We start from the raw sequence: 25,153 nt of genomic DNA, 5'->3' as shown, positions 1-25,153 counted from the left end.
CTACCCCAGCGCGCGCGAAATCTGATCGATTTGAGCCGTTGCAAGACGTCCGCCATAAGCGGCCTGCAGCGTTTCAGCGGTAAAGGCCTGCTCCACCGGTCCCTCGGCCACTTTGCGGGTGTTGATCAGGAACACATGGTCGAAATAGTCGGTGACCGTGGCCAGGTCGTGATGCACTACAACAACGGTCTTGCCAGCCTCTTTCAACGATTTCAGCACGGCGATGATCGCCTTTTCAGTCGCGGCGTCCACGCCTGCAAAAGGTTCGTCCAACAAATACATGTCGGCATCCTGTGCCAATGCGCGCGCAAGAAAGACCCTCTGTTGCTGACCACCAGAAAGCTGCCCGATCTGACGGTCGGCAAATTCCCGCATACCGACACGGTGCAGACAGTCCATGGCACGGGCGGTATGGCGGGCACGAACCCGACCCAGCAGGCCCAATTGACGCGACAAGCCCATCAGCACCACATCAATCACGCGCGTCGGGAAATCCCAGTCCACGCTGGCGCGCTGTGGTACATAGGCGATGCGTGCCCGCTGGTCCTCGAGCGGCTGACCAAACACGGTCACCTGACCCGACAGTGGAGACACGATCCCCAAAGCAGCCTTTAGCAAGGTTGATTTGCCAGCCCCATTTGGCCCGATAATCGCCGTCATGGCGCCGGGCTGCACCGTCATATCGACCGAGAAAACCGCTGGCTTCTGACCGTACGAGACGGTCAGACCACGAATGGCGAGAGGGCAAAGATCGATGTCCTGCCCGTCGACAGAAACGCCCTGAACTGTTGCGAGTTCAATCATGGTTTAAAACCCCGCCGACAGTTTGCCGTTCATGCCACGTTCGGGAACATCCGCGCCCAGCGCGCCGGCGATAACGGTAATGTTGTGATCAAGCATGCCGATATAAGTACCCTCATATGTGCCCGGCTCGCCCATCGCGTCGGAATACAGCTCTCCGCCGACACCCACTTTGTGACCTTCGGCCGAAGCACCCTCGATCAAGGCACGCATGGATCGATCTGAAACGGAACTCTCCACAAACACGGCGTTCAGCTGACGCTCTACCAGAGTTTCGACCAACTCACCGATCCGGTTCAACCCTGCCTCGGATTGGGTCGAGATGCCCTGAATACCCAGCACCTCATAGCCATATTCATCACCGAAATAGCCAAATGCATCATGCGCAGTCACCAACACGCGGTTGTTTTCGGGAACGGCCGCCAAAACCTGCTTGCCATAGGCGGCCAGCAGATCGATCTCGGCCAGAAAAACTTGTGCGTTGGCTGCGAACTCATCTGCCGCTTCGGGCCGGGCTTCGGTCAGAGCTTCCTGCACTTCGATCACGACATCGCGCCACAGAACCGGGCTCATCCAGACATGCGGGTCAAATTTGTCAGCGTAATCGTCATGGGCGCGCAGTTTCGATGTGTCGATGCCATCCGCCACGGCAACCACTGTCCGCTTGCGGCCCAGATCGTCAAAGAAACCTTCCATCTGAGCCTCTAGATAGAGGCCGTGCCACAGCACCAGATCAGCGCGGGTCATCGCAACAATATCGGTGCGGGTCTGGCGATAGGCGTGCGGGTCGACACCGGGTCCCATCAAGCCCTTCACGTCGACCTGTTCACCGCCGACCTGGCGCGCAGCGTCTGCAATCATGCCGGTGGTGGCGACGACTTTCAGCGGCGCTTGAGCGATTGCGGCGACGGGCCACACAAACACGAGAGCCAATGCCGTAAGTAGCGATCGACGAATCATTTCAGACTCCGAACGGTTATCCTGTTAAGTCAAAATATGAGAACCATTCGCAACTAAGTCAATGCAAATGCGAATTACTCGCAAGAAAACGACTATATTTGTCCATTTGGTCAAAAATTTGCCCCTTACGACGCTGGCACACCTTCCCTTTCGCTGCGACCCATGCGATTTTGACGCGAACCTCCAAAAGGACGGAATAATGGAAACGCAGAGCTCAGAAAGCACCGTGCGCACCCCGCATCTGCCGCAAGTGACCGAGCCCCGGAACCCAGGAATGGATCTGGATCTGGATTGGGTGCGGGCCGTGCAGGCCAACACTTCGGCCATCGAGCGCCGCGCAGCGACGCTGCCCGGTCGGCGGTCAGTGAAAAAAGAATACCAGGCCGCATGGCTGCTCAAGGCGATCACAATGATCGACCTGACCACGCTATCGGGCGATGACACGGTTGGGCGGGTTCGTCGCCTGTGCGCAAAGGCTCGTCAGCCTGTCGCGTCTTCAGTTCTGCAGGCGCTGGACATGCCGCCGATCACAACCGGAGCGGTGTGTGTCTACCATGACATGATCGAAACGGCTGTGGACGCATTGGAAGGCACTGGTATTCCGGTTGCGGCGGTATCCACTGGCTTCCCGGCCGGGCTCTCTCCGTTTCATCTGCGTGTTGCAGAGATCGAAGAAAGCGTGAAGGCCGGAGCCGAGGAGATCGACATCGTCATCTCGCGCCGTCATGTGCTGTCTGGCGACTGGCAGGCCCTGTATGATGAGATGAAGGCCTTCCGCGTCGCCTGCAGCGACGCACATGTCAAAGCCATTTTGGCGACCGGAGAGCTGGGCAGCCTGCGCAACGTCGCCCGTGCCTCGCTGGTGTGCATGATGGCAGGGGCAGACTTCATCAAGACCTCGACCGGCAAAGAAAGCGTCAACGCCACCTTGCCTGTGTCGTTGGTAATGATCCGAGCCATTCGCGACTATTATGACCGCACCGGCTATCGCGTAGGCTACAAGCCTGCGGGTGGGATTTCGAAAGCCAAGGATGCGCTGGTCTATCTGTCGCTGATCAAGGACGAGCTGGGCGACCGCTGGCTGGAGCCGGATCTGTTTCGCTTTGGTGCCTCATCATTGCTGGGCGACATTGAGCGGCAGTTGGAACACTATGTGACAGGCGCATACTCCGCCGGTTACCGTCACTCCATGGGCTGAGGAAAGTACAATGACAGTCAAAGAGATTTTCGAGACCATGGACTACGGCCCTGCCCCCGAAAGCGCAGCCGAGGCACTGGCCTGGCTGGTCGATCAGGGCGACAAGTTCGGCCACTACATCGATGGCGCGTTTACCAAACCCGGCAAAGGATTCGACAGCCGCAACCCAGCAACCGGAGAGGTTCTGGCCAAGCTGACACAAGCCAAACAGGCTGACGTGGACGCCGCCGTTTCTGCGGCGCGCAAGGCGCAGCCGAAATGGGAGAAGCTGGGCGGAGCCGGTCGTGCGCGCTACCTCTACGCGATTGCGCGCCTGCTACAGAAGCACTCGCGTTTGTTTGCTGTGCTCGAAAGCCTCGACAACGGTAAGCCGATCCGAGAATCCCGCGACATCGACATCCCTCTGGCACAGCGGCATTTCTACTATCACGCGGGCATGGCGCAGTTGATGGAAAGCGAATTGCCCGATGCCGAAGCACTGGGTGTTTGCGGCCAGATCATCCCGTGGAACTTCCCGCTGCTGATGATGGCGTGGAAGATCGCGCCTGCAATCGCAATGGGCAACACGGTGGTTCTGAAGCCGGCCGAGCACACCTCGTTGACCGCGCTGCTGTTTGCCGACATCTGCATGCAGGCCGGGTTGCCGAAAGGCGTGGTCAACATCGTCACAGGTGATGGTGCCGTTGGTGAGATGATCGTGTCTTCGGACGTCGACAAAATCGCCTTTACCGGCTCGACCGTCGTGGGCCGTCGCATCCGTGAAGCGACCGCTGGCTCTGGCAAGGAACTGACGTTGGAACTGGGCGGCAAGTCCGCCTACATCGTCTTTGACGACGCCGATATTGATTCAGCGATCGAAGGCTTGGTCGACGCGATCTGGTTCAACCAGGGCCAGGTCTGCTGTGCGGGCTCGCGCCTTCTGGTGCAGGAGGGTATCGCTGATCGCTTCCACGACAAATTGCGTGCCCGTATGGACAAGCTGCGCATCGGCGATCCGCTGGACAAGTGCATCGACGTGGGTGCGGTTGTGGACCCCGTGCAGTTACAGACCATCAAGGGCATGGTCGAAAGCAACACGGTTGGGCATGTTCATCAGGCGGCCTGTGAGCTGCCCTCGAATGGCTGCTACTATCCACCAACTTTGATTTCAGGACTCGAAACCTCCGATCCGCTGATGCAGGAAGAAATCTTTGGCCCGGTTCTGGTTTCTTCGACCTTCCGCACCCCGGAAGAAGCGGTCGAGTTGGCCAACAACACCCGCTACGGGCTGGCCGCGACTGTGTGGACCGAGAACGTGAACCTCGCGCTGGATATCGCGCCCAAGCTGGTTGCGGGCGTGGTCTGGGTGAACGCAACTAACCTGTTCGACGCTGCTGCCGGGTTCGGCGGTGTACGCGAAAGCGGCTTTGGCCGTGAAGGCGGTTGGGAAGGGCTGACGGCCTATACCAAGCCCAAAGCCAAGGCCAAACCGCTGACGAAGATTGAGGCGGCAATGGGCGAAGGCGCTCCAGTCGATCCTATTGACCGCACCGCCAAGATGTATGTCGGCGGTAAGCAGGCGCGGCCCGATGGCGGCTATTCGAAACCCGTCTGGGGCAAGTCCGGCCTACTTGGCCATGTGGGTCTGGCCAACCGCAAGGACGTACGCAACGCGGTTGAGGCTGCAGCGGGTGCAAAAGGCTGGTCCAAGACCACCGGCCATCTGCGGGCTCAAATCCTGTATTACATCGGTGAAAACCTCTCGGCACGTGCGGGCGAGTTCGCTGCTCGTATTGATGCGATGACCGGTAAGATAGACGGCGCGAAAGAGGTTGAGGCCTCGATCCAGCGACTGTTCACCGCCGCCGCCTGGGCGGACAAGTATGATGGTCAAGTACATGGTGTTCCGATCCGGGGCGTCGCCATTGCCATGAAAGAGCCGGTTGGCGTTATCGGCGCCCTGTGTGCGGACGAAACACCCCTGTTGGGTCTAGTTTCGGCCATGGCGCCAGCGATAGCGATGGGCAACCGGGTGGTTCTGGCGGCAAGTGAGCCCTACCCGCTGGCAGCAACGGATTTTTACCAGATCCTAGAAACCTCGGACGTGCCCGCCGGTGTGGTCAACATCCTGACCGGCAGCCACGCAGAGCTGGCAAAGCCGCTGGCCTCGCATCTGAACGTGGATGCGGTCTGGTCGTTCTCGTCCACCGATCTGTCTAAAGAGATCGAGGTCGTCTCGGCCGGAAATCTGAAGCGGACTTGGGTCAATAACGCGACGGCATTTGACTGGAGCGTGGACCATTCGCGCCGCTTCCTGCAGGCTGCGACCGAAGTGAAAAACATCTGGGTGCCCTACGGAGAGTAAGGCCCCCGTACCACCGGAGGCCTAAATGGATTTTTCAAGTAAGACCGTCATCGTCATTGGTGGCACCAGCGGTATCAATCGCGGCATTGCCGAGGCCTTTGCGGCCTCGGGTGCTAATCTGGCTGTCGCCAGCCGGTCGCAGGAAAAGGTCGATGATACCGTGGCTGCGTTGAAAGCAGCAGGCGCATCCGACGCCATTGGCGCGGCGTTCGACGTGCGCGATCCAGAGGCCGTAGCCGAAGGCCTTAAGCAATTCCACGACGCTTTTGGAGATTTCGACGTCCTGATATCGGGCGCAGCAGGCAACTTCCCGGCGCTGGCATCGGAAATGTCGGTCAACGCGTTCAAGGCGGTCATAGATATCGACCTGATGGGCACGATACACGTCATGAAAGGGGCCTACCCCTATCTCAAACGTCCCGGTGCGAGCATCATCAACATTTCGGCCCCGCAATCCTATTTGCCTTACGAAGGGCAGGCCCATGTGTGCGCCGCCAAAGCGGGCGTTGATCAGATCACCCGAACTCTGTCGATGGAATGGGGCGTCGAGGGCATTCGCGTGAACTCGGTCGTTCCGGGCTTTATCGAAGGAACCGAAGGCGCAAAACGGCTAGCCCCCACCGAAAACGCCCATGAAGAGCTGCGCCGGGATGTCCCGCTGGGCCGCTGGGGTCAACCGCAGGATGTGGCAAATGCCTGCCTGTTCCTCAGCTCTGATATGGCCAGCTATATCAGCGGCACGGTCCTGGCGGTTGACGGGGCTTTGTATCAGCGCGGCTCGGGCAAATTTGGCCAGATGATGGGCCAGATGCTGCGCGCGGCGAAAAAGGATTGAGCTTGGGAAAGGGTACGGGGTTTGGCCTGGCGACTGACATATTCAGTCGCTGGGCTTTAATTCCTGCCCATCTAGTTTAAGAACTTCTGAAGTAGACCCCAGCCGCGACCAAAAGCGATGTCAGCAAACCGGCTACCACGTATAGTGCAAACGCGCTGAGTAGGGATTGACCGAGAACCAACGCAGCAGCAAAGGTCAACAACCCTGCAAGCGTTCCCAATCCCATTATCGCAACTATCATCGCGCTTCTATCCGTCCTTAGCTTTGTCACAAGAGGTGTTGATCTGGTGAATCCCACCTCCATTCCCGACTAGCACAGAATTCTCGACATTTCTGGCCAAAGTATGGCCATGACGAGTTAACGATCCATTAAGGCGGAGAATTGCCTATTCTCTACAAGCGCCGCGCCCTCCGAAGGGTCGCATACTTGTTGCTTCCGCCAACGATTCACATCACCTATTGATGTCAAAACCAAGAAAAATCACTCAATAACAACAAATAAGCCTGTCCGGCAGGTGTAGATGGACGACGTCAGCCGTCCACTCCTTCCGGTTTTCCGACGATGGTGAAGTGCAGCCCCTCAGGGTCCAGCAGTTCAGACGCCACCCGGTTCACATCCTCCAAGGTCACTGCATTCACCTTGTCGTTGCGAGTCGCAATGTAGTCGATAGGCAAATCTTCCATCTGCATCCCGACCATGATTCCGGCAATCTGGCCATTGCCGTCAAAACGCAGCGGATAGGCCCCGGTCAAATAGGTCTTGGCGTCATCCAATTCTTTCTGCGTCACACCTTCCGCAGCCGCGCGCGCCCATTCCTGTCGGATCACTTCGACCGCTTCGGCGATACGGTCATTGGCAGATGAGACCGAGCCCAGATACACTGACGCCAGATCCTTGGGTACCAGATAGGTTGCCACGCCATAGGTCAAACCACGTTTCTCACGTACTTCCTGCATCAGGCGACTTTCGAAACCGCCGCCGCCCAGAATGTGATTCAGGATATAGGCCGCAAAGAAATCGGGATCATCGCGATCAATGCCACTTTGCCCGAACAGGGCGACGGATTGCGGAGTGTTGAAGTCCACTACGCTGACACCGCCGTCAATGGTGACCTTCGCCTTCTCTGGAATGGGTTTCCCGGTTGCTGGCAGATCCAACAGCAATTCGTCCAACAGTACGCCCAGCTCTTCTGCCGTGATGTCGCCAACTGCCCCGACATACAGTCTGTCCTTGGCAAAGACATTGTCGTAGGCAGCGACGATATCGTCGCGGGTCAGGCTTGAAACGCTTTCAATCGTACCTTTACCGTCCGACGCATAAGGATGATCCCCATATGCCATTTCAGCAAAGCTGCGTCCGGCAATATCGCTTGGATCAGTCTGGTCGGACTTCAGACCCGAAATCACCTGAGCGCGCACCCGATCGATCGCATCCTCATCGAAACGCGGTTCATGAATTGTGGTCTGCAGCAAATCAATCACTTCATCCCGGTTCTCAGTCAGGAACCGCGCCGAAATGGAGACCGTATCATCTGTTGCCCTGTAGCTGAAGGACGCAGCCAGAGATTCAAGTTCGCGTGCATAGGTGCGGGCATCCATGTCGCCGGCGCCTTCCTCAATCAGGCCGCTCATCAGATAGACCGCGCCGCGTTTATCGGGATCATCCAGCGACGTTCCTCCACGAAACCGCAGTTCCAGCGCAGTGAAGGGGATCGAATGATCCTGGACCAGCCAAGCGGTAATACCACCGGGCGAGGTTACCTCTTTGATCTTAATCTCGGCCCAGGCGGGAAGGGCAATGATCAGCGCAATCAGCGTTGCGGCAAACCGTTTCATTGTGTCACCTCATCGTCACGCATCAGCCAGCCAGTGACCGAGGTTTCAGGTTGCAGCACTTCACGGGCAGCCGCGATGATCTCGTCACCCGTCACGGCCTGTAGTATGTCGGGCCAGGCCTGCACATCCTCGACCGTCAACCCGCTGGTCAACGCACGACCATAGCGGTTTCCAATACCGTCCACGTTATCGCGCGCATAGGTCTGCGCGGCGCGGAGCTGCATCTTAATGCGCTCCAGATCTTCATCCTTGACACCTTCCGCGATGAAATCCGCAACGGCCTGATCCATGGCATCCTCCGCATCCTGAAGCGAAACGCCCTCAGCCGGCACAACGATCAGATCAAAGGTCGTGTCATCCAATGAGACCCCCTTGTAGAACGCACCGGTATAGACCACCTTCTGCTGCTCAAATTGCAGCTTTTCATTCAGATATGAGGTTGTGCTTCCTCCCAGCAATTCCGCCAAAAGGAACAGGGCAGCGGCCTTCTCCTGCTCACCGGCGTCCCGTTCAGGGGCCAGATAGCTGCGCTGCACGTAGGGTTGTGCGACACGCGCATCCTTGAAGGTCAGGCGACGTTCGGCAGTCTGGGGTGGTTCTTGCGAGCGTACCCGCTCGGGCAAATCAGGGTTGGCTGGGATAACACCGTAGTACTGATCGGCCAACGCCCTGACTTCGTCCGGGTCAACATCTCCGGTGACGACCAATATGGCGTTATTGGGTGCATAATGGGTCTGGTAGAAGGACAGGGCGTCGTCCATATCCAACGCCTCCATCTCGTGGCGCCAGCCGATAATCGGCGCTCCGTAACGGTGGTTCAAATATTGCGCTGCATTCATCTGTTCTCCGAACAGAGCGCGTGGATTGTTTTCGGTCCGCTGATTACGCTCTTCCAGAACCACGTCGCGTTCGGTGATGATATCATTCTCGGTCAGGCGGATGTTGCGCATACGATCTGCCTCCATCCGCATCATCAGTTCCAGCCGGTCAGCGGCGACACGCTGAAAATAGGCGGTGTAGTCGTAAGAAGTGAAAGCGTTGTCATTGCCGCCATTGGCCGCGACAGTGGCTGACAACTCGCCCGCTTCCATTGTGTCGGTGGCTTTGAACAGCAGATGTTCCAGGAAATGTGCAACGCCAGAGGATCCGATCGGTTCATCGGCGGATCCGGCCCGGTACCAGACCATATGCTGCACAACAGGAGCGCGATGATCCTCGACCACCACGACGTCCATGCCGTTTTCCAGCGTAAATGTGGTGACAGCCTCTTGCCCCTCTTTCGCGAACAAGGGGGTGGCGGCGATCAGGGCAGCCGACAATGCCAGGGCCCGAACCATGGGGCATCCTCCGTTTCATTTCTGGTATTCAAACTACGGTGGTGCCGCCGGGGTTCAAGGCCAATGACGGAAAGTTAAGAAGAATTCATTCCAGCGGCGGGGCCGACGGCGTTTCGATCCCACGACGACGCGCCGCTTCATTGGTCGCGTTCGCATCGATTGACTGACGTTCATAAACCTGCGAGTACCGATCAACCGGGAACAGGCGCAGGCGGGTCCAGCGACCGCGATTTTTACGGAAAGCCGCATCCTCTTCGGCCGTTACCTGACGCGTATTGGCAGGAACGCCATATCTGCTTGAGGCCGTCACAAGCGCCGCATCGCTGGCCGGTATTGCGGTATTCGGGTTCAGCGCTGCCTCACTACCACCCAGCGCCACAACGGCATCCGCTTTGGGGTTAGGATCGGTCAGGTTTGCACCGCCGGGAGTCGGCGCTGGAAGAAAGGCGTAGTCCTTGGGCTGGGTCAGCGGCTTGACGGGCAATACCGAAAATTCATCCGGCCCCGCTCCGGGCGGATCAAGATTGCGCAAACCAATATCGGAACAGCCCGCAACGACAACGGCGAGTGTCAGAACAAGAATGGCGCGTGGCATACGCATCAGTGTCTCCAGCCAGTTTCAGGCGCTTTTATCGCATATCGTCCGGCAGGTCACGAGGGCTTTTTGCCATCGAACAGGACCAATCCCAAAGCTCCCGCAAATATGAACACATCCGCCAGATTGAACACAAAAGGGTTGCTGATCCCGCAGCAGGACATGTTCAAAAAGTCGAGAACATAGCCGTAAAGCACCCGGTCCACGACATTTCCCAGCGCACCGCCGATCAGGAGACCGCCGCAGAATTGTTGAAGCTTCGTAGGAGCGATGCGGCCCAGCCAGATCAGGACGCCCAGGCAGATCGCCACGGAAACCCCGATCAGCACCCAGCGGGCGGCGTCACCGTCGCCCTGAAACAGGCCAAAATTGATGCCGCGATTCTCGCCGTATCTGAAAACCAGAAGCGGTGGCAGCACGTCGATATCGCCCTGCGCCACGCGCATGACGTGAACGACCAGATACTTACTGATCTGGTCGATCAAAAACGCCGCCAATCCGGCCCATAGGATGAACGAACCGCGCATCAGTGACGGAAATGCCGCATGCCGGTGAAGACCATGGCCAGACCGGCTTCATCCGCCGCCGCGATCACTTCATCATCACGCATCGAACCGCCGGGCTGAATAACGCATGTTGCGCCTGCCTCGGCGGCCTCCATAAGCCCATCGGGGAAGGGGAAGAATGCATCAGAAGCTACGGCCGAACCGATGGTCAGCGGCTGGGGCAAGCCCAGTGCATCAGCCATACGCTCGGCTTTCTTTGCCGCGATCAGTGCCGAGTCAACTCGGCTCATCTGCCCCGCGCCGACACCTACGGTCGCGCCGTCTTTGACATAGACGATGGCGTTGGATTTGACATGTTTCGCCACTTTCCACGCGAACAGCAGGTCGCGCATCTGCTCCTCAGATGGCGCTTTTTTGGTGACCACCTTCAAATCATCCATACCAACAAAGCCGTTATCCTTGTCCTGCACCAGCAGGCCACCGGCCACCTGTCGCACAGTTTTACCACCGGCGGTCACATCCGGTAGAGCTTCGGTCGTCAGCAGGCGCAGGTTCTTCTTGGCGGCGAAGATCGCCTTGGCCTCGTCTGACGCCGCCGGAGCGATCACAACCTCGGTGAAAATCCCCGTGATCTCCTGCGCGGTTTCCGCGTCCAGCGGTTGATTCAACGCCACGATACCGCCAAATGCCGACGTCCTGTCGCAGTCGAACGCGGCTTTATAGGCCTCAAGCAACGTCGCACCTTTCGCTACACCACACGGATTGGCATGCTTGATAATCGCACAAGCTGCCCCTTCGGCCGGGTCGAACTCAGCGACCAACTCAAAGGCGGCATCGGTATCGTTGATGTTGTTATAGCTCAGTTCCTTGCCCTGATGCTGTACCGCCGTCGCCACGCCCGGACGACCCGAGCCATCTACATAGAACGCTGCCGACTGGTGGCTATTCTCGCCATATCGTAAGGTCTGTTTCAGCTCACCGGCAAAGGCGCGGCGTTTGGGCGCCTCAAGCTCAAGCGCATCGGCCATCCAGTTGGACACGGCTGTGTCATAGGCGGCAGTGCGGGCATAGGCCTTTTGCGCCAGCCACTGACGGAAGCCCAGAGAAGTCTTACCGTAATTCTCTTCCAGCTGATCCAGCAGCGACGAGTAGTCTTCGACATCCACAACCACGTTCACAAAAGCATGGTTCTTCGATGCGGCACGGATCATGGCTGGGCCGCCGATATCGATGTTCTCGATGCATTCATCGTAGGCAGCGCCCTTGGCCACGGTCGCTTCAAATGGGTAGAGATTTACCACAAGCAGATCGATTGCGCCGATACCATGTTCGTTCATCGCGGCGACATGGGTGTCATTATCGCGCAGAGCCAGCAGCCCGCCATGGACCATCGGGTGCAGCGTTTTGACCCGGCCATCCATCATCTCGGGGAAGCCGGTGATCTCGCTGACATCTTTCACCTCCAACCCCGCATCGCGTAGCGCCTTCGCGGTACCGCCGGTCGAAAGCAGTTCAACCCCGCGTTCGGCCAACGCCGTTCCCAGCTCGATCAGCCCGGTTTTGTCGGAAACGGAAAGCAACGCGCGGCGCACGGGGTGAAGGTCGGTCATGGGTCCAAAGGTCCTTTTGGCGTCAGTCGAAAACGGGCTCGTCCCGGTGCGTATCCCGCACGGCATAGGCTGTATCCTGAGCCTTGCTGAGCGTCCACCGGATGCGCGTCGCATACTCCATTGCGCGCCCAGATAGAACGATCTGTTTTGTCGCGCGTGGCTTCAAACGGCCTTTTTCAAGGTAAACGCTTGGTTCAACTGACAACTTTCCAACGCCATCATGGCGGAAAACCCATATCTCACCGCTTTTGAGCGCCATCGACACCGCAGCGCCACCCAGATCAAGTGCCGCATCAACGTCAGGATGCAGGTGAAACCGGATGTCAAAGGCGATCCCCTGCAGACCTGCCCCGTCCATCGCGCGATCGAACTGCCGTTTGGCTTTGTCGGTTGCGGTCAGCAGAATATCCTCGCCCACCAGCTCACGCCCGTCAAAGCGCAGTTCAAGCGTGCGGGCATGGGTCAGGCCAAACACTTTGGCGTAGCCGTCATGACCCACCATAAAGCGGGTGCCTTCGAATGCATCCTCGAAATCCACGGGCACATCCTGCGGGCCATCCACCAATGCTTCCTGCGACGACCCATTTGCGCCTTCTGCAAGCCGGGCGCTGGAATACCCTTCGACGCATAGGGTCGAATGCGACGGGGTCGCGCGCCCTGCCCTGCGCCATTCCTGCCCAAAACTGCCGCCTGATCCACAGTTCACGATCAGAGGACGGCGCCCCGAGGTCAGCTCAAACGCAAGCGAGGATGCGTGGGCGTTGAACGACACAGCACCTTTGGGAGGCGCGCTGGCATCCACCAGAACCGTGGTTCTCGAGGCGGCCAATCGTGCATAACCCATTGACAGGTCCGAATGCTGCTGCGGCTTGACACCGCTTTGTGCCAGTGCCTGATCCAGCCGCCCTTCAAGCCCACGCCCGCCCCCGTGAAATCTGGCCAGAGATCCATCTGCATGACGCAGATTTCGCAGAGTAGGTGCAATGCGCTTGATCGCCCCGGTCTGAGAGGCAGGCGTGCCTCGGCCAACTTCACCAAGTGCAGCAGAGGTCCAGGCCAGCAGTGTGAAGACCTCCAGCAATTCCTCAGGGTTGCGGGTGAGAATGCCGCCCTCGGCATCGATCTGGCGGTCGCATTCCCGGGCCAGTGCGCGCAATGCGGGATCAGCCAGTTGCTCCAACCCCTCCAGGGCCAAACCAGCCTGAACCAGCCCTGCGAGCGCTTCGAATCTCGGCAATCCTGGTGTTGCTGCTGTCCAGCGTTTGGAAAGAAACCATGTTTGTTGTGCCAAGGAGCGGAAGAAAGCTCTGCTTTGCGCCTCATCAGCGCCGCGTAGCAGAAATTGCGCGTGGTTGATCCAGCGCATCACCCGACGCCCGGTCAGGTCCGGCGCCCAGCCGGGTCCCTTCCCGCGCCCATGTGCGGTGATCCAGCCCCAGACCCATCGCTGCGCCTTTTCACGGGCGCGCATATCGCCGACGGCTGCCAAATCATCCAGCCAGATGAAACCGTGGCGTTCATCATCGAAATCCGGACTGGGTGCAGCAACATCCCAGAGATCGGTGTCATCCGCCTCAACCAGATATCCTGCGAAAAGGAGATTCCCGGCCACCAGTTGTCGCCCGCGTGCAAACGAACCCACGGTGCGCGGCTCAGGCTGGCTGACGAATCCCGAAACCGCCTTCCGCCTTTGGCTCAGGCGCGCGTAAAGGCGGTTCTGAAACCGCATCCAGCGATTGGCCATTGTGTCCGATTCTGACATGACGCTTGCGACTCTGCCCCTTGCGCTCTGCGGGCGCTTGAACACACGATAGACCGGTCCGCGCGTCAAGTCATCGAAAAGCGTCGCCTCAAGCGGATTTGTTCAGACAGGCGATATAGAACCCGTCCATGCCACCCTTGTCCGCCCAAAAATCCGGGCGCAGACGCAAGCCACCTTCTTCTGTAATCCAGTCCGGTTCAACGCCCGCAATCTCAAGCGCCGCACGGTCAATCTGCATATCCGGGTATTGATCCAGCGCCTCTTCGATCTGCACCTCTCCTTCGTCCGGCAACAAGGAACAGGTGCAATATACCAATCGGCCTCCGGGTTTGAGCAGGGTCCAGGCATGGGCCAGCATACGGGCCTGTAGCTCGATCAATCCCCCGAATTCCGAGCCATCCTTGGCGAAGGGTAAATCAGGATGGCGGCGAATCGTGCCCGTGGCCGAACACGGTGCGTCGAGCAGGATGGCATCATACTGGCCCTGATGGTCCAGCGCATCACCAGCGATCACCTTAGCCTTCAAATCTGTCCGTTTCAGGTTCTCGCGCACCCGCTCCAACCGTGTTTCGGAGATATCCAGCGCCGTGACCTCTGCCCCTACCACAGCCAATTGCAACGTCTTGCCACCGGGCGCAGCGCAAAGGTCCAACGCCTTTTCCCCGGCTTTCGGGGCCAGCACGCGCACAGGCAGCGCCGCTGCCGCATCCTGAACCCACCAGTTTCCACGCTTGTAGCCCGGTAAAGCTGACACCTGCCCCGCATCCTGCAAACGGACTGAGCCGGTGGGCAGGGCTTCTCCGCCCGGCGCCTCGGCGCCCGGTTTCAGCGTCACGTCCAGCGGTGCACCATTGAAATGGGCCTGTTCCATACCCTTTACTGCGTCATCGCCCCACGCCATGATCAGAGGATCGCGCAGCCAGTCGGGCAGACGGGGCACGCGCATCTTGGGCCAAGCATCCGGTCCATCGGCGGCAATCTTGCGCAAGACTGCATTCACCAACCCCTTGAGCCGCCCATGCTTGCGCGAGCGTCCCACGATCTCGACCATCGAATTGACCACGCCATGCGCGGCCTCGCCCTGACACAACTCGACTGTTCCAAGCCGCAGCGCGTTATGCACCGTTAGCGCCGGTGTCTGCCGCAAGTGATCGGCCAACAGCCGGTCGGCACGCTCAAGCCCGCGTAGGGTTTCAATAGTCAGACGCTGCGCGCGCGCGCGATCCTCGGGTACCAGACGATCCAATGCGCCGGCCGCCAGACATTCAGGTAACAGCCGCCCCTCGCCCAATATCTGATCCAGCAGATAGATTGCACTGCGCCGCGCGGCGGTTGCAGAGTTTGACATGATGCTGAGTGCCTCTCGTGACCTTTGCCGCATTGCCTTGGGCGGACGAGGGCGTATATCAAGGCCCTGAACAGAAAGGAACCCGATGTCATGAGTGACGAGCGCAAAGACCTGCCCCCCGCCGCTCAGCGCGCATTGGCCGAGGCTGAGGAACGTCGCAAAAAGGCCGAAGCGGAAGCCAAGGCGCAGCCTAAGGAACTGGGTGGGCGCGACGGTCCCGATCCGGCACGCTATGGTGATTGGGAAAAAAAGGGCATCGCCATCGATTTCTGATCAGGCCCCGCCCCGCAGCGCTTGCAGAAAGTCGTCTATCAACGCCCTTTGCCGCTTCGATCTTGCCCGATCCTCGGGCCAAGTCAGCCAATAGCCATCCTTTGTCCTAAGCTCAGGCATATCCAGTCTGTATAACTGACCAGTCTTGATGCTGCCCGATGCCAGAGGGATTGAACCCAAGGCGATCCCCATGCCCTGACGCGCCGCCGTGATCGCATGACCCACCGAGTCGAAACTGATCCGGCCAGCCGGTAATTCATCAACCCCCGCAACCTGCGCCCAGTCCTTCCAGCCGGGGCGTTCTCCGCGCAAATCAATCAGCGGCGCACCCCAGTTGATGCCGGATGCGGCCATCGGTGCCAGCACTTCGGGCGCAATAAGCTTTGCCTTTCGTCCAGGCCAGACACCTCTGCCATAGCGGATCTGCAGCCAGGTACGTTCTTCCTCCAGCGAGGCGCGGCGGGCCATCGAATCTGTCATTACACGCACATTTGGCTGCGCCTCAAGGAACGTGGGCAAGGCTGGCAGAACCAGCGCGTGGATATGCGACGAAAGTCCCGCGACCCGAAGCTCGCGCGGAGTTTTGCCGAACAGATCCTCGGTATTGCGTTCCAGTGCTTGCAGGCTGTCCTGCACCAATGGCAGATAGCTTTCGCCTTCGATGGTCAGCGAAACACCGCGGGCTTCGCGCACAAACAATGACCGGCCCAGCCACGCCTCAAGATTGCCTATCCGTTGACTGACCGCCGCCTGCGTCAAACCAAATTCGCGCGCAGCAGCAGAAAAACCACCCAGCCGCCCGGCGGCTTCGAACACACGCAGCCAGTCCAATGGAGGTAGTCCGATCTTCTTCTTATCCATAAGATTTTCCAAGTCTCAGAGGCAATAAGGTTTAATTGTAGTAATGTCACGAAGCGCATATCTCCTCAAGCAAAGCCCGCGCCGAACAGGAGAGACCCCATGCTGCGCTCAGCTACTTTCGACCCATCTGTGGTCACTGTCGCGTTTTCCGATGGTACCCAGGCCCGCTTCCACGCCATTTGGCTGCGCGACAATGCGCTGGACCCCGAGACCCGCGCCCCCGGCAACGGGCAGCGCCTGATCACAATCGGCGATATCCCCTCCGATATCTCGGTCAGCGCTGCCGAGATCCGAAATGGCGATCTGAGCGTGACGTTCCAGCCCGAAAACAAATCCGTGATGTTCCCTGCCGATTGGCTGGCCGATCACGTTTATGACCGCGAACAGGCGCAAGAAGTTGGCCGCACCGCATCCGGCGTCACCACATGGGAGCGTGGTATCAGCGCCCCCAGCGGTGACTGGGAAAGGGTGCACACCGACCCTGAGGCCAAGCGCAGCTGGCTGGCTGCCGTCGCGGAGTACGGCTTTGCCAAGCTGACAGGTGGCCCAACCGAGCCCGAATCGCTGCTGAAAGTGGCCGATCTGTTCGGCTACGTGCGCCAGACAAATTATGGCCCCTATTTCGAGGTTCGGACCGAGGTGAACCCGACCAACCTCGCCTATACCGGGTTGGGGTTGCAGGCCCATACCGACAACCCTTATCGCGACCCGGTACCGACACTGCAAATCCTCTACTGCCTTGAGAATTCGGCTGAAGGCGGCGATTCCATCGTTGTCGATGGTTTCCGCGCGGCTGAGCGTCTGCGCGATCTGAACCCCGAGGGCTTCGCCTTGCTTGCAGGCTATCCGGCACGGTTCGAGTATAAAGGTTCGGACGGGGTCTGTTTGCGGTCACGTCGCCCGATGATCGAGCTTTCCCCCGATGGCGAGTTGATCGGCATTCGCTTCAACAACCGCTCGTCTGCGCCGTTCGTGGATGTACCCTTTGACAAGATGGAAGCCTACTATGCGGCCTATCGCCAGCTGGGCGAGATCATTGACGATCCCGCTATGGGCGTGTCTTTCAAGCTGGAACCGGGCGAAAGTTTCATCGTCGACAACACTCGCGTAATGCATGCACGGCTGGGCTATTCCGGGGCCGGGTCTCGCTGGTTGCAGGGATGCTATGCTGACAAGGATGGGCTGCTTTCGACACTGGCCGCCATGCAGATGACACAACCGGAGGCGGCGGAATGAAACCCGATTTCTCGACCTTAAACCGGGACAATATCGTTGCCTTTATCAGCGACATCTTCGATCGTCGGGGGGGTGAGGAATATCTGGGCGAACCCGTCACCATGGCCCAGCACATGCTGCAGGGTGCCACGATTGCGGAACAGAACGGGCAGTCCGAAGAAATTATCGTCGGTGCGCTGTTGCACGACATTGGCCATTTTACGTCGGAATTCGGCACTTACCATCCGGACGATACCGAGGACCGGCATCATGAAGATGCAGGTGCCGAGGTGCTGGAGCAGTTCTTTCCGTCGGTCATCACCGATTGCTGCCGGTACCACGTGGCAGCCAAGCGGTATCTCTGCGCCACCAAGCCGGAGTATTTCAATCGCCTGTCCGCAGCCTCGGTCCATACGCTGGAACTGCAGGGTGGTCCGATGAGTGCCAAGGAGATAGCCGAGTTCGAGGCAAATCCGAACCTGAAAGAGATCATTCAGGTCCGTTATCTGGACGAAGCGGGAAAACGCGCTGATATGGAGACCCCGGATTTCGCCCATTTCGCACCGATGGTACAACGGATGGTCGACCGGCACATTCAGGCAAGCTGAGACAGCTTTCATCCGCCCGATCGATAGAGCCAAGAAAATTCGTCGAATTTTCTTGGCTCTTGATCCTGAAGCCTACAGCCCCAGAACATCCACCATGTCATACTGGCCCGGCGCCTTGCCTTGACCCCACAACGCGGCTTTGAGCGCCCCACGGGCAAAGATCGCACGGTCAGTAGCCAGATGGCGCAACACGATACGCTCACCGGGTGCCGCGAACAGGACATCGTGTTCGCCGACAATGTCTCCGCCACGAATCGCGTGGAAGCCGATATCGCCGCGTTTTCGCGCACCGGTAATACCCTCGCGGCCCCGATCGGCCACATCCGCCAACTTGACACCGCGCCCTTCTGCGGCAGCTTCGCCCAGCATCAAAGCCGTGCCTGAAGGCGCATCGACCTTGTGATGGTGATGCCCCTCGATGATCTCGATATCAAAATCCTCATCCAGCGCGGCGGCGACCTTCTTAGTCAGCTGAACCAACAGATTTACCCCGAGGCTCATATTCCCGGCCCGCACAATCACGGCATGGCGCGCGGCAGGTTCCAAAGCTGCGATCTGTTCATCCGTCATTCCGGTGGTGCCAATCACGTGAACGCACCGCGCTTGTGCTGCCAGCGCGGCAAACTCGAGCGTCGCCTCGGGCGCCGTAAAGTCGATAACAGCCTGCGCCTGCGCAAATGCCTCCAGCGGATCGTCAGTGACGGTAACACCGAGCGCCTGCCCGCCCATTGCCTGACCCACATCCTGACCGATCCAGTCATGACCCTTACGCTCGACCACACCAACCAGACGCGCCTGATCGCTCTCAGACACGGTCTTGATCAGCATCTGCCCCATACGGCCCGAAGCCCCTGTGATGACGATCCCCGGAATATGGGTCATTGCGCTGGTCCTTTCTAAAGTCGGCTCAAAGCCTCCTACCCGGTTCGCGCCCGCTTGGCAAAGCCCCGCTTTGGGCTTAGATCGGGGGGCATGGCAAAGAACAAATTCCACGATGGCCCCGGCCCTTCCCAACGACAGCTGCGCGTCGGCGAACTGATCCGCCGCACCCTGTCCGAGATTCTGGCGCGCGGAGATGTCCACGACCCCGACCTGAACCGCATGTCGATCACCGTGGGTGAGGTGCGCACCTCGCCCGATCTGAAGATCGCCACCGCCTATGTGCTGCCCTTGGGCGGCAAGGGGCAGGAGGACGTGATCGAACTGCTCGCTCGAAACAAGGGTGAGCTTCGGCGCGCAGTGGGCAAGAAGGTGGGCCTGAAATTCTCACCCGACCTGCGGTTCCGTTTGGACGACACGTTTGATCGACTGGACGACACCCGCCGTATGTTTAATCAGGACGCGGTACGCCGCGATCTGGACGAGTGATCCGTACCCTTGTCACGCTGTGTGCTGTCCTTTGGGCCGCGCAAGTCTCTGCAGTCACCTGCGAGAAGCTGACTCATGAGGACAAGCGCTATACCATTTGCGAGGTCGATGCCTCGGAAGATTTGCGCCTGTTTCTGAACGATGAAAATGGCGATCTGCTGGGTCATTTCTCTTCGGTGAATGAGGCGTTGGAGCCTCAGGGGAAAAGGCTCGTCTTTGCGATGAATGCGGGCATGTACCATGACGACCGCTCGCCCGTCGGCCACTATGTCGAAGACGGGGAAGAGCAGATGCGCGTGATACCGAATGCCGGACCCGGCAATTTCGGACTGCTGCCCAACGGTGTGTTCTGCATCCGTGAAAACCGTGCCGATGTGTTCGAGACTTTGGATTTCGTCGATCAGGCGCCGCAGTGCCGCTTTGCGACACAATCGGGCCCCATGCTGGTGATCAACGGAGAGTTACACCCTCGCTTTCTGCCGGATTCAACCTCGCGCTACACCCGAAACGGAGTGGGCACCAGCGCCGATGGCACGCGTGTGGTGTTTGCGATCTCGGACGATTACGTCACTTTCTACGAATTCGGCAGCCTATTCCGCGATGTATTAAAAACACCGAATGCGCTGTTTCTAGATGGCAACATTTCCCGCATGTATGATCGCGCCAGCAACCGGTCGGATATCGGGTTTTCGCTGGGACCCATCGTGGGTGTCGTCGAGGACGTTCCGGCAAATTGACAGCATCGAAACGATCCGCTAACTCGCGCGCCTCAGCAAGACTCAAGGTGTAGAATGGGACGCAAACGCAAGGGCCGCGACATTTCCGGTTGGCTGGTGGTGGACAAGCCCGCTGGCATGACTTCGACCGCGGTGGTCAACAAGGTGCGTTGGGCGATGGACGCCAAGAAAGCCGGCCATGCGGGCACGCTGGACCCAGAGGCAACCGGCGTTCTGGCCGTTGCGCTGGGTGAGGCAACCAAAACCGTTCCTTACATCACCGATGCGCTGAAGGCCTACACCTTCACCGTGCGGCTGGGGCAGGCCACCAACACCGATGATGCTGAGGGTGAAGTCATCGCTAAGAGCATTGCGCGCCCCTCGGATGAGGATATCAAACAAGCGCTCGGCCCGTTTCTGGGCGATATCAAACAGGTGCCGCCCAAGTTCTCGGCCGTGAAAATCGACGGTCAACGCGCCTATAAGCTGGCCCGAGATGGCGAGGATGTAGAGCTGACCGCCCGCCCTCTTTGGGTAGAGGAACTGGTGCTGATCGACCGCCCCGACGAAGACCACGTCGTGCTGGAGATGACCTGTGGCAAAGGTGGCTATGTCCGTTCCATTGCGCGTGATCTGGGTGAGGCGCTCGGCTGCCACGGCCACGTGAAAAAACTGCGCCGCATCTGGTCCGGCCCGTTTGAGGCCGAGGATGGCCTGACCATCGAACAGATCGACGAGATGGCCAAAACCACCGCTCTGGATGATTATCTGCATCCGCTGGAAACCGGCTTGTCGGACCTACCCGAGCTGAAATGCACCTCTGAAGGAGCCACCCGTCTGCGGAATGGCAATCCGGGCATGGTGCTGGCCTCTGACGTGGAATACGGCGACGAGGCCTGGGCCTCGCTGGATGGCAAGGCCGTGGCCGTAGGAATTTACAAGTCGGGCGAATTGCACCCAAGCCGCGTCTTTGCCGCCATCTGATGACTGTTCAGGCGGCGATACGCAATTTGTGACCCAGTCGAAGTATCTCGGACACCAGTAGATCCAGATCCTGCTTTTGCGTGCGGTGATTGTTGACCGCCACCCGTAGGCAATGCGCTCCCTGAACCGTTGTATCCGATAAAACCGCTGTGCCTTCCTCTTGCAGGCACAACATGATTTCGCTGTTAATCGCACGCAGAGTTTCGGGGCTGAGACCGCCCGGGTCATAACGGAAACAAACGATGTTTATGTTGGTGGGGAACATCAAGGTGAGGTCATCCTCTGCCTCGATCAGCGAAGTCAGATAACGCGCCTTTTCGATATCCTGATCAATGAGCCTGCCGAATTTCTGAACGCCGTGCTCCTTCAAGGACATCCAGACCTTGAGCGCTCGAAACCCACGCGAAGTCTGAATGCCGTAATCGTGCAAAAACGCCGCCCCGGCGACGCCTCGGGATTGCGGTTCCAGGTATTCCGGGGTCAGAGTAAATGTCGCGTGGTGGGCATCATGGCTTCGCACCAACGCGCAACCCACTTCGAAAGGCGCGTGTAACCATTTGTGTGGGTCGAGCGCGACGGAATCCGCGCGTTCGATGCCGGACACGCGCCAACTGTTATCATGGGCGATTGCAATTAACGCACCGATACAGCCGTCAACATGAAACCACAGGCCTTCCTCGCGGCAGAAATCGGCAATCGCCGACAAGTCGTCGATGGCGCCTGTGTTCACGGTTCCGGCGGTAGCAATCACACAAGCGGGGTTAAGGCCGTCTGCGCGATCCTGCGCGACCATGCCGGCAAGCGCTTCAAGATCCATCGTCAAATCGTCTTGCGTAGGAGCACGCCGCAGCGCCTTGTTGCCCAGACCCAGTGTTTCGAGCGACTTTTGGTGACAACTGTGCATCTGATCCGATCCGTAGTACCGCATCGGCTTATCCATGGCGGCGATGCCCTCTTCGCGCATGTCGATCCCGGATTTGACGTTGCGGGCCACCGTCAGCCCGATCAAGTTTGCCACGCTGCCGCCGCTGACCAATGTCCCACTGGCCCCTTCCGGCAGACCGATCATCTCGCGTAGCCAGTCGACGACTTGTCGGTCGATCAGGGCTGCCGCATGATTCCCACCCCCTAGGTTCGATCCCTGAACCGCAGCCAGAAAATCCGCCATCGCGCCTGTGAAATTGCTCGCGCCCATATACCAGCCCCAAAACCGGGGATGAATATTGCCCATTGGATACTGCATGACCTGAGACTGGACATCATCCATCAAATCACCCAACGGCATACCCTGCTGAGGTGCAGGCGTTTCGAACCCGTTGCGTATGGCAGTCGGCATATCTTTCCAAATCGACCTATCACGCACATCACGCGTATGATCCAACGCCATATCCAACATTTCATGTGCTAACTTGCGGGTCTGCTCCCAATCCGCCGGATCCAATGTCTCGAATGTCATGTCTTCCCCCAGAATAAGCCGTTCAAATGAAGGCAGGTATAGCACAAGTTAAGGATCAGGACATCGCCCCTTGTAAACGGGCCTAATTCCAGCCAAACCCGACTGCATGATCACCCGTTCTCATACCAAGGGCGACGCGCCCTCGACTGCCATCTACTCCGATTGCGAAAAATACCGCTATAGCCTGACCCGTATCTGGAACCCGGCGGGCCGCAAGGCGTTGTTTGTGATGCTGAATCCGTCGACGGCGACCGAGGTGCAGAACGACCCCACGGTGGAACGTTGCGAGCGTCGCGCACGCACACTGGGTTTCGGAGCTTTTCAGGTCACCAATATCTTTGCCTGGCGCGACACTGATCCGCGCAAGATGCGTGCATCTGCAGATCCGGTGGGGCCTGAGAATGACGCAGCCATCCTGGACGGCGTGGAATGGGCGGATCAGGTCATCGCCGCCTGGGGCACCCATGGCGCACATCTGGAACGCGGCCCCGCAGTTGAGGACTTGCTGCGCGGCACGGGCCAGCCCTTGTTCCACCTTGGGCTGACCAAGGACGGGCATCCGAAGCATCCTCTCTACATTGCGTACACTCAGCAGCCCGAACCCTGGTGATAAAGGATTAACCACGCTCTCAGCTTCGCTTTGACCAAGCCATTGTTTGCATGAGATGTTTTACACTCGGAGCCATTGTGCTTGCGGAGGGTAGATATGTTTCTGATCGGATTATTCGGAATGGCCGCCATGGGTGGTGCGGCCTACGCAATCAGCGACGTACTTGTGCCAGAAGACAAAGGCGATGACGAGGAGGAAGACGATCGCATCGAGGAAACGACCGACGACGACCTGTCGGAAGGCAATTTGCTTGACGCGGACGAGAATGTCGACGAGCCCAGCTCTGCCGAGGAAACCGACTCTGACACTGGCGAGATTGTGTCTGAGTATGAGGGCGATCTGGTCATTGCGGGCGATGAGGATGCGGATGTTGTGACCGGGCAGGAAGGCAACGATCAGATCAACGGATATGGCGGGGACGACTGGATCGACGGCGGCGCCGGCAACGACGTGTTGTATGGCGGTGGTGGCGGGGACGTCCTGTTTGGCAACCTCGGGAATGATGTGCTCCATGGTGAATATGGTGACGACGCGCTGGACGGAATGTCAGGAAATGACGACCTGTATGGTCATTTCGGAACAGATGATCTGAGCGGCGGTGATGGGAATGACCGGCTTTTTGGTGGTCAGGGCGATGACACGTTAAGCGGCGATAACGGCGACGACGCGCTACAAGGCGGAGATGGCGACGACTACCTTGTTGGGGGTGCCGGTGAAGACGCCCTGTTTGGCGGAGATGGTGATGACATCTTGTCCGGAGAAGACGGCCCGGACGAGCCTGCGCGCGACTTCCTAAACGGGGGCTCTGGGGACGACGTCATTCTTGCCGAAGACGGCGATGTGGTCACAGGTGGAGAGGGTGAGGACGAGATCGTTGTGCAGTCCGACCCCGAGCAGGAAGCCACGACAATCATGGATTTCCAGATCGGTCACGACAAGCTTCTGATCACCTGGGACAACCCGGAAGAACCGGAATTAACGATCGAACAGGACAGTGAAAACAACAGCTTGACCCATGTTCGGGTCAATGGCGAAGACGTCGCTCAGCTTTTTGGCGCAGAGGGACTGACTGTTGAAGATATTCAGTTTGTGACCGAAGCCCAGTTGGAGCAGTACGCCTTCACCAGTTGAGCCTGCAGAATCCCTTTGCCATTTGCGGTGAATGCGCCTATACGCGCCCATCCGCATCGGAATCGGTGCGGTTTTCTCCATGGGCCTGTGCTGGACGACATCCCGGCCTGCGCCATCAACTCTAACCTTTAAAGGAGACCCCGATGTCGATTACTGCCGCTGATAAAGCACGCGTCATGAAAGAATTCGCAACCAAGGACGGCGACACTGGTTCGCCTGAAGTCCAGGTTGCTATCCTGACCTCGCGCATCAACACCCTGACCGAGCACTTCAAAACCCACAAGAAAGACAACCACGGTCGTCGTGGTCTGCTGAAGATGGTTGCTCAGCGCCGTAAGCTGCTGGACTATCTGAAGGGCAAAGAAGAAGCACGCTATCAGGACCTGATCAAAAAGCTGGGCATCCGCCGCTAAACGCGTTTTGTTCATGTTGTACAGGCGCTGAGGCCCTGTTCGTACAAATTGTACATCTTGTACGCCCGCCATTTGGTGGGCGTATTTGTTTTGGTCACTGTCTAATCTAGTGAACTGTGCGGCGCGCGAATTTCCCGCCATGTTCATGAGAGACGGCACACACATACCTGCGGCCCAAACCTTACCGCTACGCAAAGAAGCGCAAACTTTTTTAACTTCCTGTGAACCACTTCACTGAACGCGGTCAAAGATTGCGCCATTCTGAGGATGTTAGTGAGTAGGCGCTTCTTTTGTTTCGAGCGTCAGGTTTTTCATAGTCCTCCCTTTTTTACTGGGCGTGCCTGTAGCGGGCGCGCCCATTTTCGTTCGGGACACACTGATGAAAC

General features: G+C 58.6%; 24 protein-coding genes. 12 read left to right on the top strand and 12 right to left on the bottom strand.

Features of this window, described 5'->3' with window-relative positions; translation table 11 throughout:
• Both ACR0DE_RS00775 and ACR0DE_RS00770 read right to left on the bottom strand, forming a co-directional pair.
• The gene (locus ACR0DE_RS00775; RefSeq protein ID WP_480561978.1) at positions 1 to 804 is read right to left on the bottom strand and encodes a metal ABC transporter ATP-binding protein; all 804 of its coding nucleotides are present in this window, start codon (positions 802 to 804) and stop codon (positions 1 to 3) included.
• A 3-nt stretch (positions 805 to 807) separates the two neighbouring features.
• Positions 808 to 1,761 carry a metal ABC transporter solute-binding protein, Zn/Mn family gene (locus tag ACR0DE_RS00770; protein WP_170426190.1) on the bottom strand — a complete coding sequence of 318 codons (954 nt, stop codon included), beginning with the start codon at positions 1,759 to 1,761 and terminating at the stop codon, positions 808 to 810.
• Positions 1,762 to 1,960: 199 nt separating this feature from the next.
• On the opposite strand from ACR0DE_RS00770, the gene deoC reads away from it, so the two are divergent.
• The 3 genes from deoC to ACR0DE_RS00755 are packed head-to-tail and all read left to right on the top strand — an operon-like array spanning position 1,961 to position 6,138.
• Positions 1,961 to 2,959, top strand: coding sequence for a deoxyribose-phosphate aldolase (gene deoC, locus ACR0DE_RS00765; RefSeq protein ID WP_480751126.1), 999 nt, complete (start codon positions 1,961 to 1,963; stop codon positions 2,957 to 2,959).
• Between the two features lie 10 nt (positions 2,960 to 2,969).
• Complete coding sequence (locus tag ACR0DE_RS00760) at positions 2,970 to 5,303, top strand: aldehyde dehydrogenase family protein (protein ID WP_480751124.1); 2,334 nt, start codon at positions 2,970 to 2,972, stop codon at positions 5,301 to 5,303.
• A 25-nt stretch (positions 5,304 to 5,328) separates the two neighbouring features.
• Positions 5,329 to 6,138 (top strand): SDR family oxidoreductase, encoded by an 810-nt coding sequence (locus ACR0DE_RS00755; protein WP_480751121.1) that lies wholly within the window; start codon positions 5,329 to 5,331, stop codon positions 6,136 to 6,138.
• Positions 6,139 to 6,669: 531 nt separating this feature from the next.
• Here the strand turns inward: ACR0DE_RS00755 and ACR0DE_RS00750 are convergent.
• From ACR0DE_RS00750 to ACR0DE_RS00720, 7 genes are all read right to left on the bottom strand, one after another.
• The gene (locus ACR0DE_RS00750) at positions 6,670 to 7,974 is read right to left on the bottom strand and encodes a M16 family metallopeptidase (protein WP_170626781.1); all 1,305 of its coding nucleotides are present in this window, start codon (positions 7,972 to 7,974) and stop codon (positions 6,670 to 6,672) included.
• Positions 7,971 to 9,311, bottom strand: a complete 1,341-nt coding sequence (locus tag ACR0DE_RS00745; protein WP_170513933.1) for a M16 family metallopeptidase — start codon at positions 9,309 to 9,311, stop codon at positions 7,971 to 7,973. The genes ACR0DE_RS00750 and ACR0DE_RS00745 overlap by 4 nt, the downstream gene beginning before the upstream one ends.
• Before the next feature lie 85 nt (positions 9,312 to 9,396).
• Positions 9,397 to 9,912, bottom strand: a complete 516-nt coding sequence (locus ACR0DE_RS00740) for a DUF3035 domain-containing protein (RefSeq protein ID WP_170466572.1) — start codon at positions 9,910 to 9,912, stop codon at positions 9,397 to 9,399.
• A 50-nt stretch (positions 9,913 to 9,962) separates the two neighbouring features.
• Positions 9,963 to 10,433 carry a signal peptidase II gene (gene lspA / locus ACR0DE_RS00735; protein ID WP_170394647.1) on the bottom strand — a complete coding sequence of 157 codons (471 nt, stop codon included), beginning with the start codon at positions 10,431 to 10,433 and terminating at the stop codon, positions 9,963 to 9,965.
• Positions 10,433 to 12,022 (bottom strand): bifunctional phosphoribosylaminoimidazolecarboxamide formyltransferase/IMP cyclohydrolase, encoded by a 1,590-nt coding sequence (gene purH, locus ACR0DE_RS00730; protein ID WP_480751117.1) that lies wholly within the window; start codon positions 12,020 to 12,022, stop codon positions 10,433 to 10,435. The genes lspA and purH overlap by 1 nt, the downstream gene beginning before the upstream one ends.
• A 22-nt stretch (positions 12,023 to 12,044) precedes the next feature.
• Positions 12,045 to 13,784 carry a heparinase II/III family protein gene (locus ACR0DE_RS00725; RefSeq protein WP_480751115.1) on the bottom strand — a complete coding sequence of 580 codons (1,740 nt, stop codon included), beginning with the start codon at positions 13,782 to 13,784 and terminating at the stop codon, positions 12,045 to 12,047.
• Positions 13,785 to 13,872: 88 nt separating this feature from the next.
• Positions 13,873 to 15,132 carry an RsmB/NOP family class I SAM-dependent RNA methyltransferase gene (locus ACR0DE_RS00720; protein WP_480751113.1) on the bottom strand — a complete coding sequence of 420 codons (1,260 nt, stop codon included), beginning with the start codon at positions 15,130 to 15,132 and terminating at the stop codon, positions 13,873 to 13,875.
• Positions 15,133 to 15,222: 90 nt separating this feature from the next.
• Between ACR0DE_RS00720 and ACR0DE_RS00715 the strand changes: the two genes are divergently transcribed.
• Entirely contained in the window at positions 15,223 to 15,405 is a 183-nt protein-coding gene (locus ACR0DE_RS00715; RefSeq protein ID WP_170394659.1) for a DUF1674 domain-containing protein, read from the top strand.
• Here ACR0DE_RS00715 and ACR0DE_RS00710 read toward each other — a convergent pair whose 3' ends face one another.
• The gene (locus ACR0DE_RS00710) at positions 15,406 to 16,266 is read right to left on the bottom strand and encodes a LysR family transcriptional regulator (protein ID WP_170394662.1); all 861 of its coding nucleotides are present in this window, start codon (positions 16,264 to 16,266) and stop codon (positions 15,406 to 15,408) included.
• 99 nt (positions 16,267 to 16,365) lie between these two features.
• On the opposite strand from ACR0DE_RS00710, the gene tmpA reads away from it, so the two are divergent.
• Both tmpA and tmpB read left to right on the top strand, forming a co-directional pair.
• Positions 16,366 to 17,502: a 2-trimethylaminoethylphosphonate dioxygenase gene (gene tmpA, locus ACR0DE_RS00705; protein WP_170466584.1), complete on the top strand. Its 1,137-nt coding sequence runs from the start codon at positions 16,366 to 16,368 to the stop codon at positions 17,500 to 17,502.
• Positions 17,499 to 18,089 (top strand): (R)-1-hydroxy-2-trimethylaminoethylphosphonate oxygenase, encoded by a 591-nt coding sequence (gene tmpB, locus ACR0DE_RS00700; RefSeq protein ID WP_170515037.1) that lies wholly within the window; start codon positions 17,499 to 17,501, stop codon positions 18,087 to 18,089. The genes tmpA and tmpB overlap by 4 nt, the downstream gene beginning before the upstream one ends.
• Before the next feature lie 72 nt (positions 18,090 to 18,161).
• Here the strand turns inward: tmpB and dapB are convergent, their stop codons facing one another.
• The gene (gene dapB, locus ACR0DE_RS00695; protein ID WP_480751110.1) at positions 18,162 to 18,971 is read right to left on the bottom strand and encodes a 4-hydroxy-tetrahydrodipicolinate reductase; all 810 of its coding nucleotides are present in this window, start codon (positions 18,969 to 18,971) and stop codon (positions 18,162 to 18,164) included.
• 90 nt (positions 18,972 to 19,061) lie between these two features.
• Here dapB and rbfA point away from each other — a divergent pair, with 90 nt between their 5' ends.
• The 3 genes from rbfA to truB are packed head-to-tail and all read left to right on the top strand — an operon-like array spanning position 19,062 to position 21,157.
• A complete protein-coding gene (rbfA, locus tag ACR0DE_RS00690) occupies positions 19,062 to 19,457 on the top strand; it encodes a 30S ribosome-binding factor RbfA (RefSeq protein ID WP_170513964.1) in 396 nt (131 codons plus the stop codon).
• Complete coding sequence (locus ACR0DE_RS00685) at positions 19,454 to 20,194, top strand: phosphodiester glycosidase family protein (protein ID WP_480751107.1); 741 nt, start codon at positions 19,454 to 19,456, stop codon at positions 20,192 to 20,194. The genes rbfA and ACR0DE_RS00685 overlap by 4 nt, the downstream gene beginning before the upstream one ends.
• 54 nt (positions 20,195 to 20,248) lie before the next feature.
• Positions 20,249 to 21,157, top strand: a complete 909-nt coding sequence (gene truB / locus ACR0DE_RS00680; RefSeq protein WP_480751104.1) for a tRNA pseudouridine(55) synthase TruB — start codon at positions 20,249 to 20,251, stop codon at positions 21,155 to 21,157.
• Between the two features lie 7 nt (positions 21,158 to 21,164).
• Here truB and ACR0DE_RS00675 read toward each other — a convergent pair whose 3' ends face one another.
• Positions 21,165 to 22,613, bottom strand: a complete 1,449-nt coding sequence (locus ACR0DE_RS00675) for a pyridoxal-dependent decarboxylase (protein WP_170515046.1) — start codon at positions 22,611 to 22,613, stop codon at positions 21,165 to 21,167.
• A gap of 106 nt (positions 22,614 to 22,719) precedes the next feature.
• Here ACR0DE_RS00675 and ACR0DE_RS00670 point away from each other — a divergent pair, with 106 nt between their 5' ends.
• From ACR0DE_RS00670 to rpsO, 3 genes are all read left to right on the top strand, one after another.
• Entirely contained in the window at positions 22,720 to 23,223 is a 504-nt protein-coding gene (locus ACR0DE_RS00670; RefSeq protein ID WP_170513974.1) for a DUF1643 domain-containing protein, read from the top strand.
• 96 nt (positions 23,224 to 23,319) lie between these two features.
• Positions 23,320 to 24,354 carry a calcium-binding protein gene (locus tag ACR0DE_RS00665; protein ID WP_480706466.1) on the top strand — a complete coding sequence of 345 codons (1,035 nt, stop codon included), beginning with the start codon at positions 23,320 to 23,322 and terminating at the stop codon, positions 24,352 to 24,354.
• 143 nt (positions 24,355 to 24,497) lie between these two features.
• The gene (rpsO, locus tag ACR0DE_RS00660) at positions 24,498 to 24,767 is read left to right on the top strand and encodes a 30S ribosomal protein S15 (protein WP_050605082.1); all 270 of its coding nucleotides are present in this window, start codon (positions 24,498 to 24,500) and stop codon (positions 24,765 to 24,767) included.
• Positions 24,768 to 25,153 lie beyond the last annotated feature (386 nt).

The sequence above is a fragment of the Ruegeria sp. C10 genome (assembly GCF_056537805.1).
The sequence above is the reverse complement of the archived record's forward strand: the minus strand, read 5'-3'. Positions and strand labels throughout refer to the sequence as shown.

Bases quoted from the DNA above. Each gene is read 5' to 3' on its own strand.
- ACR0DE_RS00740 (WP_170466572.1), bottom strand. From the start codon at position 9,912: ATGCGTATGCCACGCGCCATTCTTGTTCTGACACTCGCCGTTGTCGTT.
- ACR0DE_RS00745 (WP_170513933.1), bottom strand. From the start codon at position 9,311: ATGGTTCGGGCCCTGGCATTGTCGGCTGCCCTGATCGCCGCCACCCCC.
- ACR0DE_RS00750 (WP_170626781.1), bottom strand. From the start codon at position 7,974: ATGAAACGGTTTGCCGCAACGCTGATTGCGCTGATCATTGCCCTTCCC.
- tmpA (WP_170466584.1), top strand. From the start codon at position 16,366: ATGCTGCGCTCAGCTACTTTCGACCCATCTGTGGTCACTGTCGCGTTT.
- truB (WP_480751104.1), top strand. From the start codon at position 20,249: ATGGGACGCAAACGCAAGGGCCGCGACATTTCCGGTTGGCTGGTGGTG.
- ACR0DE_RS00665 (WP_480706466.1), top strand. From the start codon at position 23,320: ATGTTTCTGATCGGATTATTCGGAATGGCCGCCATGGGTGGTGCGGCC.
- ACR0DE_RS00760 (WP_480751124.1), top strand. From the start codon at position 2,970: ATGACAGTCAAAGAGATTTTCGAGACCATGGACTACGGCCCTGCCCCC.
- purH (WP_480751117.1), bottom strand. From the start codon at position 12,022: ATGACCGACCTTCACCCCGTGCGCCGCGCGTTGCTTTCCGTTTCCGAC.
- ACR0DE_RS00675 (WP_170515046.1), bottom strand. From the start codon at position 22,613: ATGACATTCGAGACATTGGATCCGGCGGATTGGGAGCAGACCCGCAAG.
- ACR0DE_RS00755 (WP_480751121.1), top strand. From the start codon at position 5,329: ATGGATTTTTCAAGTAAGACCGTCATCGTCATTGGTGGCACCAGCGGT.
- lspA (WP_170394647.1), bottom strand. From the start codon at position 10,433: ATGCGCGGTTCGTTCATCCTATGGGCCGGATTGGCGGCGTTTTTGATC.
- ACR0DE_RS00710 (WP_170394662.1), bottom strand. From the start codon at position 16,266: ATGGATAAGAAGAAGATCGGACTACCTCCATTGGACTGGCTGCGTGTG.
- deoC (WP_480751126.1), top strand. From the start codon at position 1,961: ATGGAAACGCAGAGCTCAGAAAGCACCGTGCGCACCCCGCATCTGCCG.
- ACR0DE_RS00770 (WP_170426190.1), bottom strand. From the start codon at position 1,761: ATGATTCGTCGATCGCTACTTACGGCATTGGCTCTCGTGTTTGTGTGG.
- rbfA (WP_170513964.1), top strand. From the start codon at position 19,062: ATGGCAAAGAACAAATTCCACGATGGCCCCGGCCCTTCCCAACGACAG.
- dapB (WP_480751110.1), bottom strand. From the start codon at position 18,971: ATGACCCATATTCCGGGGATCGTCATCACAGGGGCTTCGGGCCGTATG.
- ACR0DE_RS00715 (WP_170394659.1), top strand. From the start codon at position 15,223: ATGAGTGACGAGCGCAAAGACCTGCCCCCCGCCGCTCAGCGCGCATTG.
- tmpB (WP_170515037.1), top strand. From the start codon at position 17,499: ATGAAACCCGATTTCTCGACCTTAAACCGGGACAATATCGTTGCCTTT.
- ACR0DE_RS00720 (WP_480751113.1), bottom strand. From the start codon at position 15,132: ATGTCAAACTCTGCAACCGCCGCGCGGCGCAGTGCAATCTATCTGCTG.
- rpsO (WP_050605082.1), top strand. From the start codon at position 24,498: ATGTCGATTACTGCCGCTGATAAAGCACGCGTCATGAAAGAATTCGCA.
- ACR0DE_RS00670 (WP_170513974.1), top strand. From the start codon at position 22,720: ATGATCACCCGTTCTCATACCAAGGGCGACGCGCCCTCGACTGCCATC.
- ACR0DE_RS00725 (WP_480751115.1), bottom strand. From the start codon at position 13,784: ATGTCAGAATCGGACACAATGGCCAATCGCTGGATGCGGTTTCAGAAC.
- ACR0DE_RS00775 (WP_480561978.1), bottom strand. From the start codon at position 804: ATGATTGAACTCGCAACAGTTCAGGGCGTTTCTGTCGACGGGCAGGAC.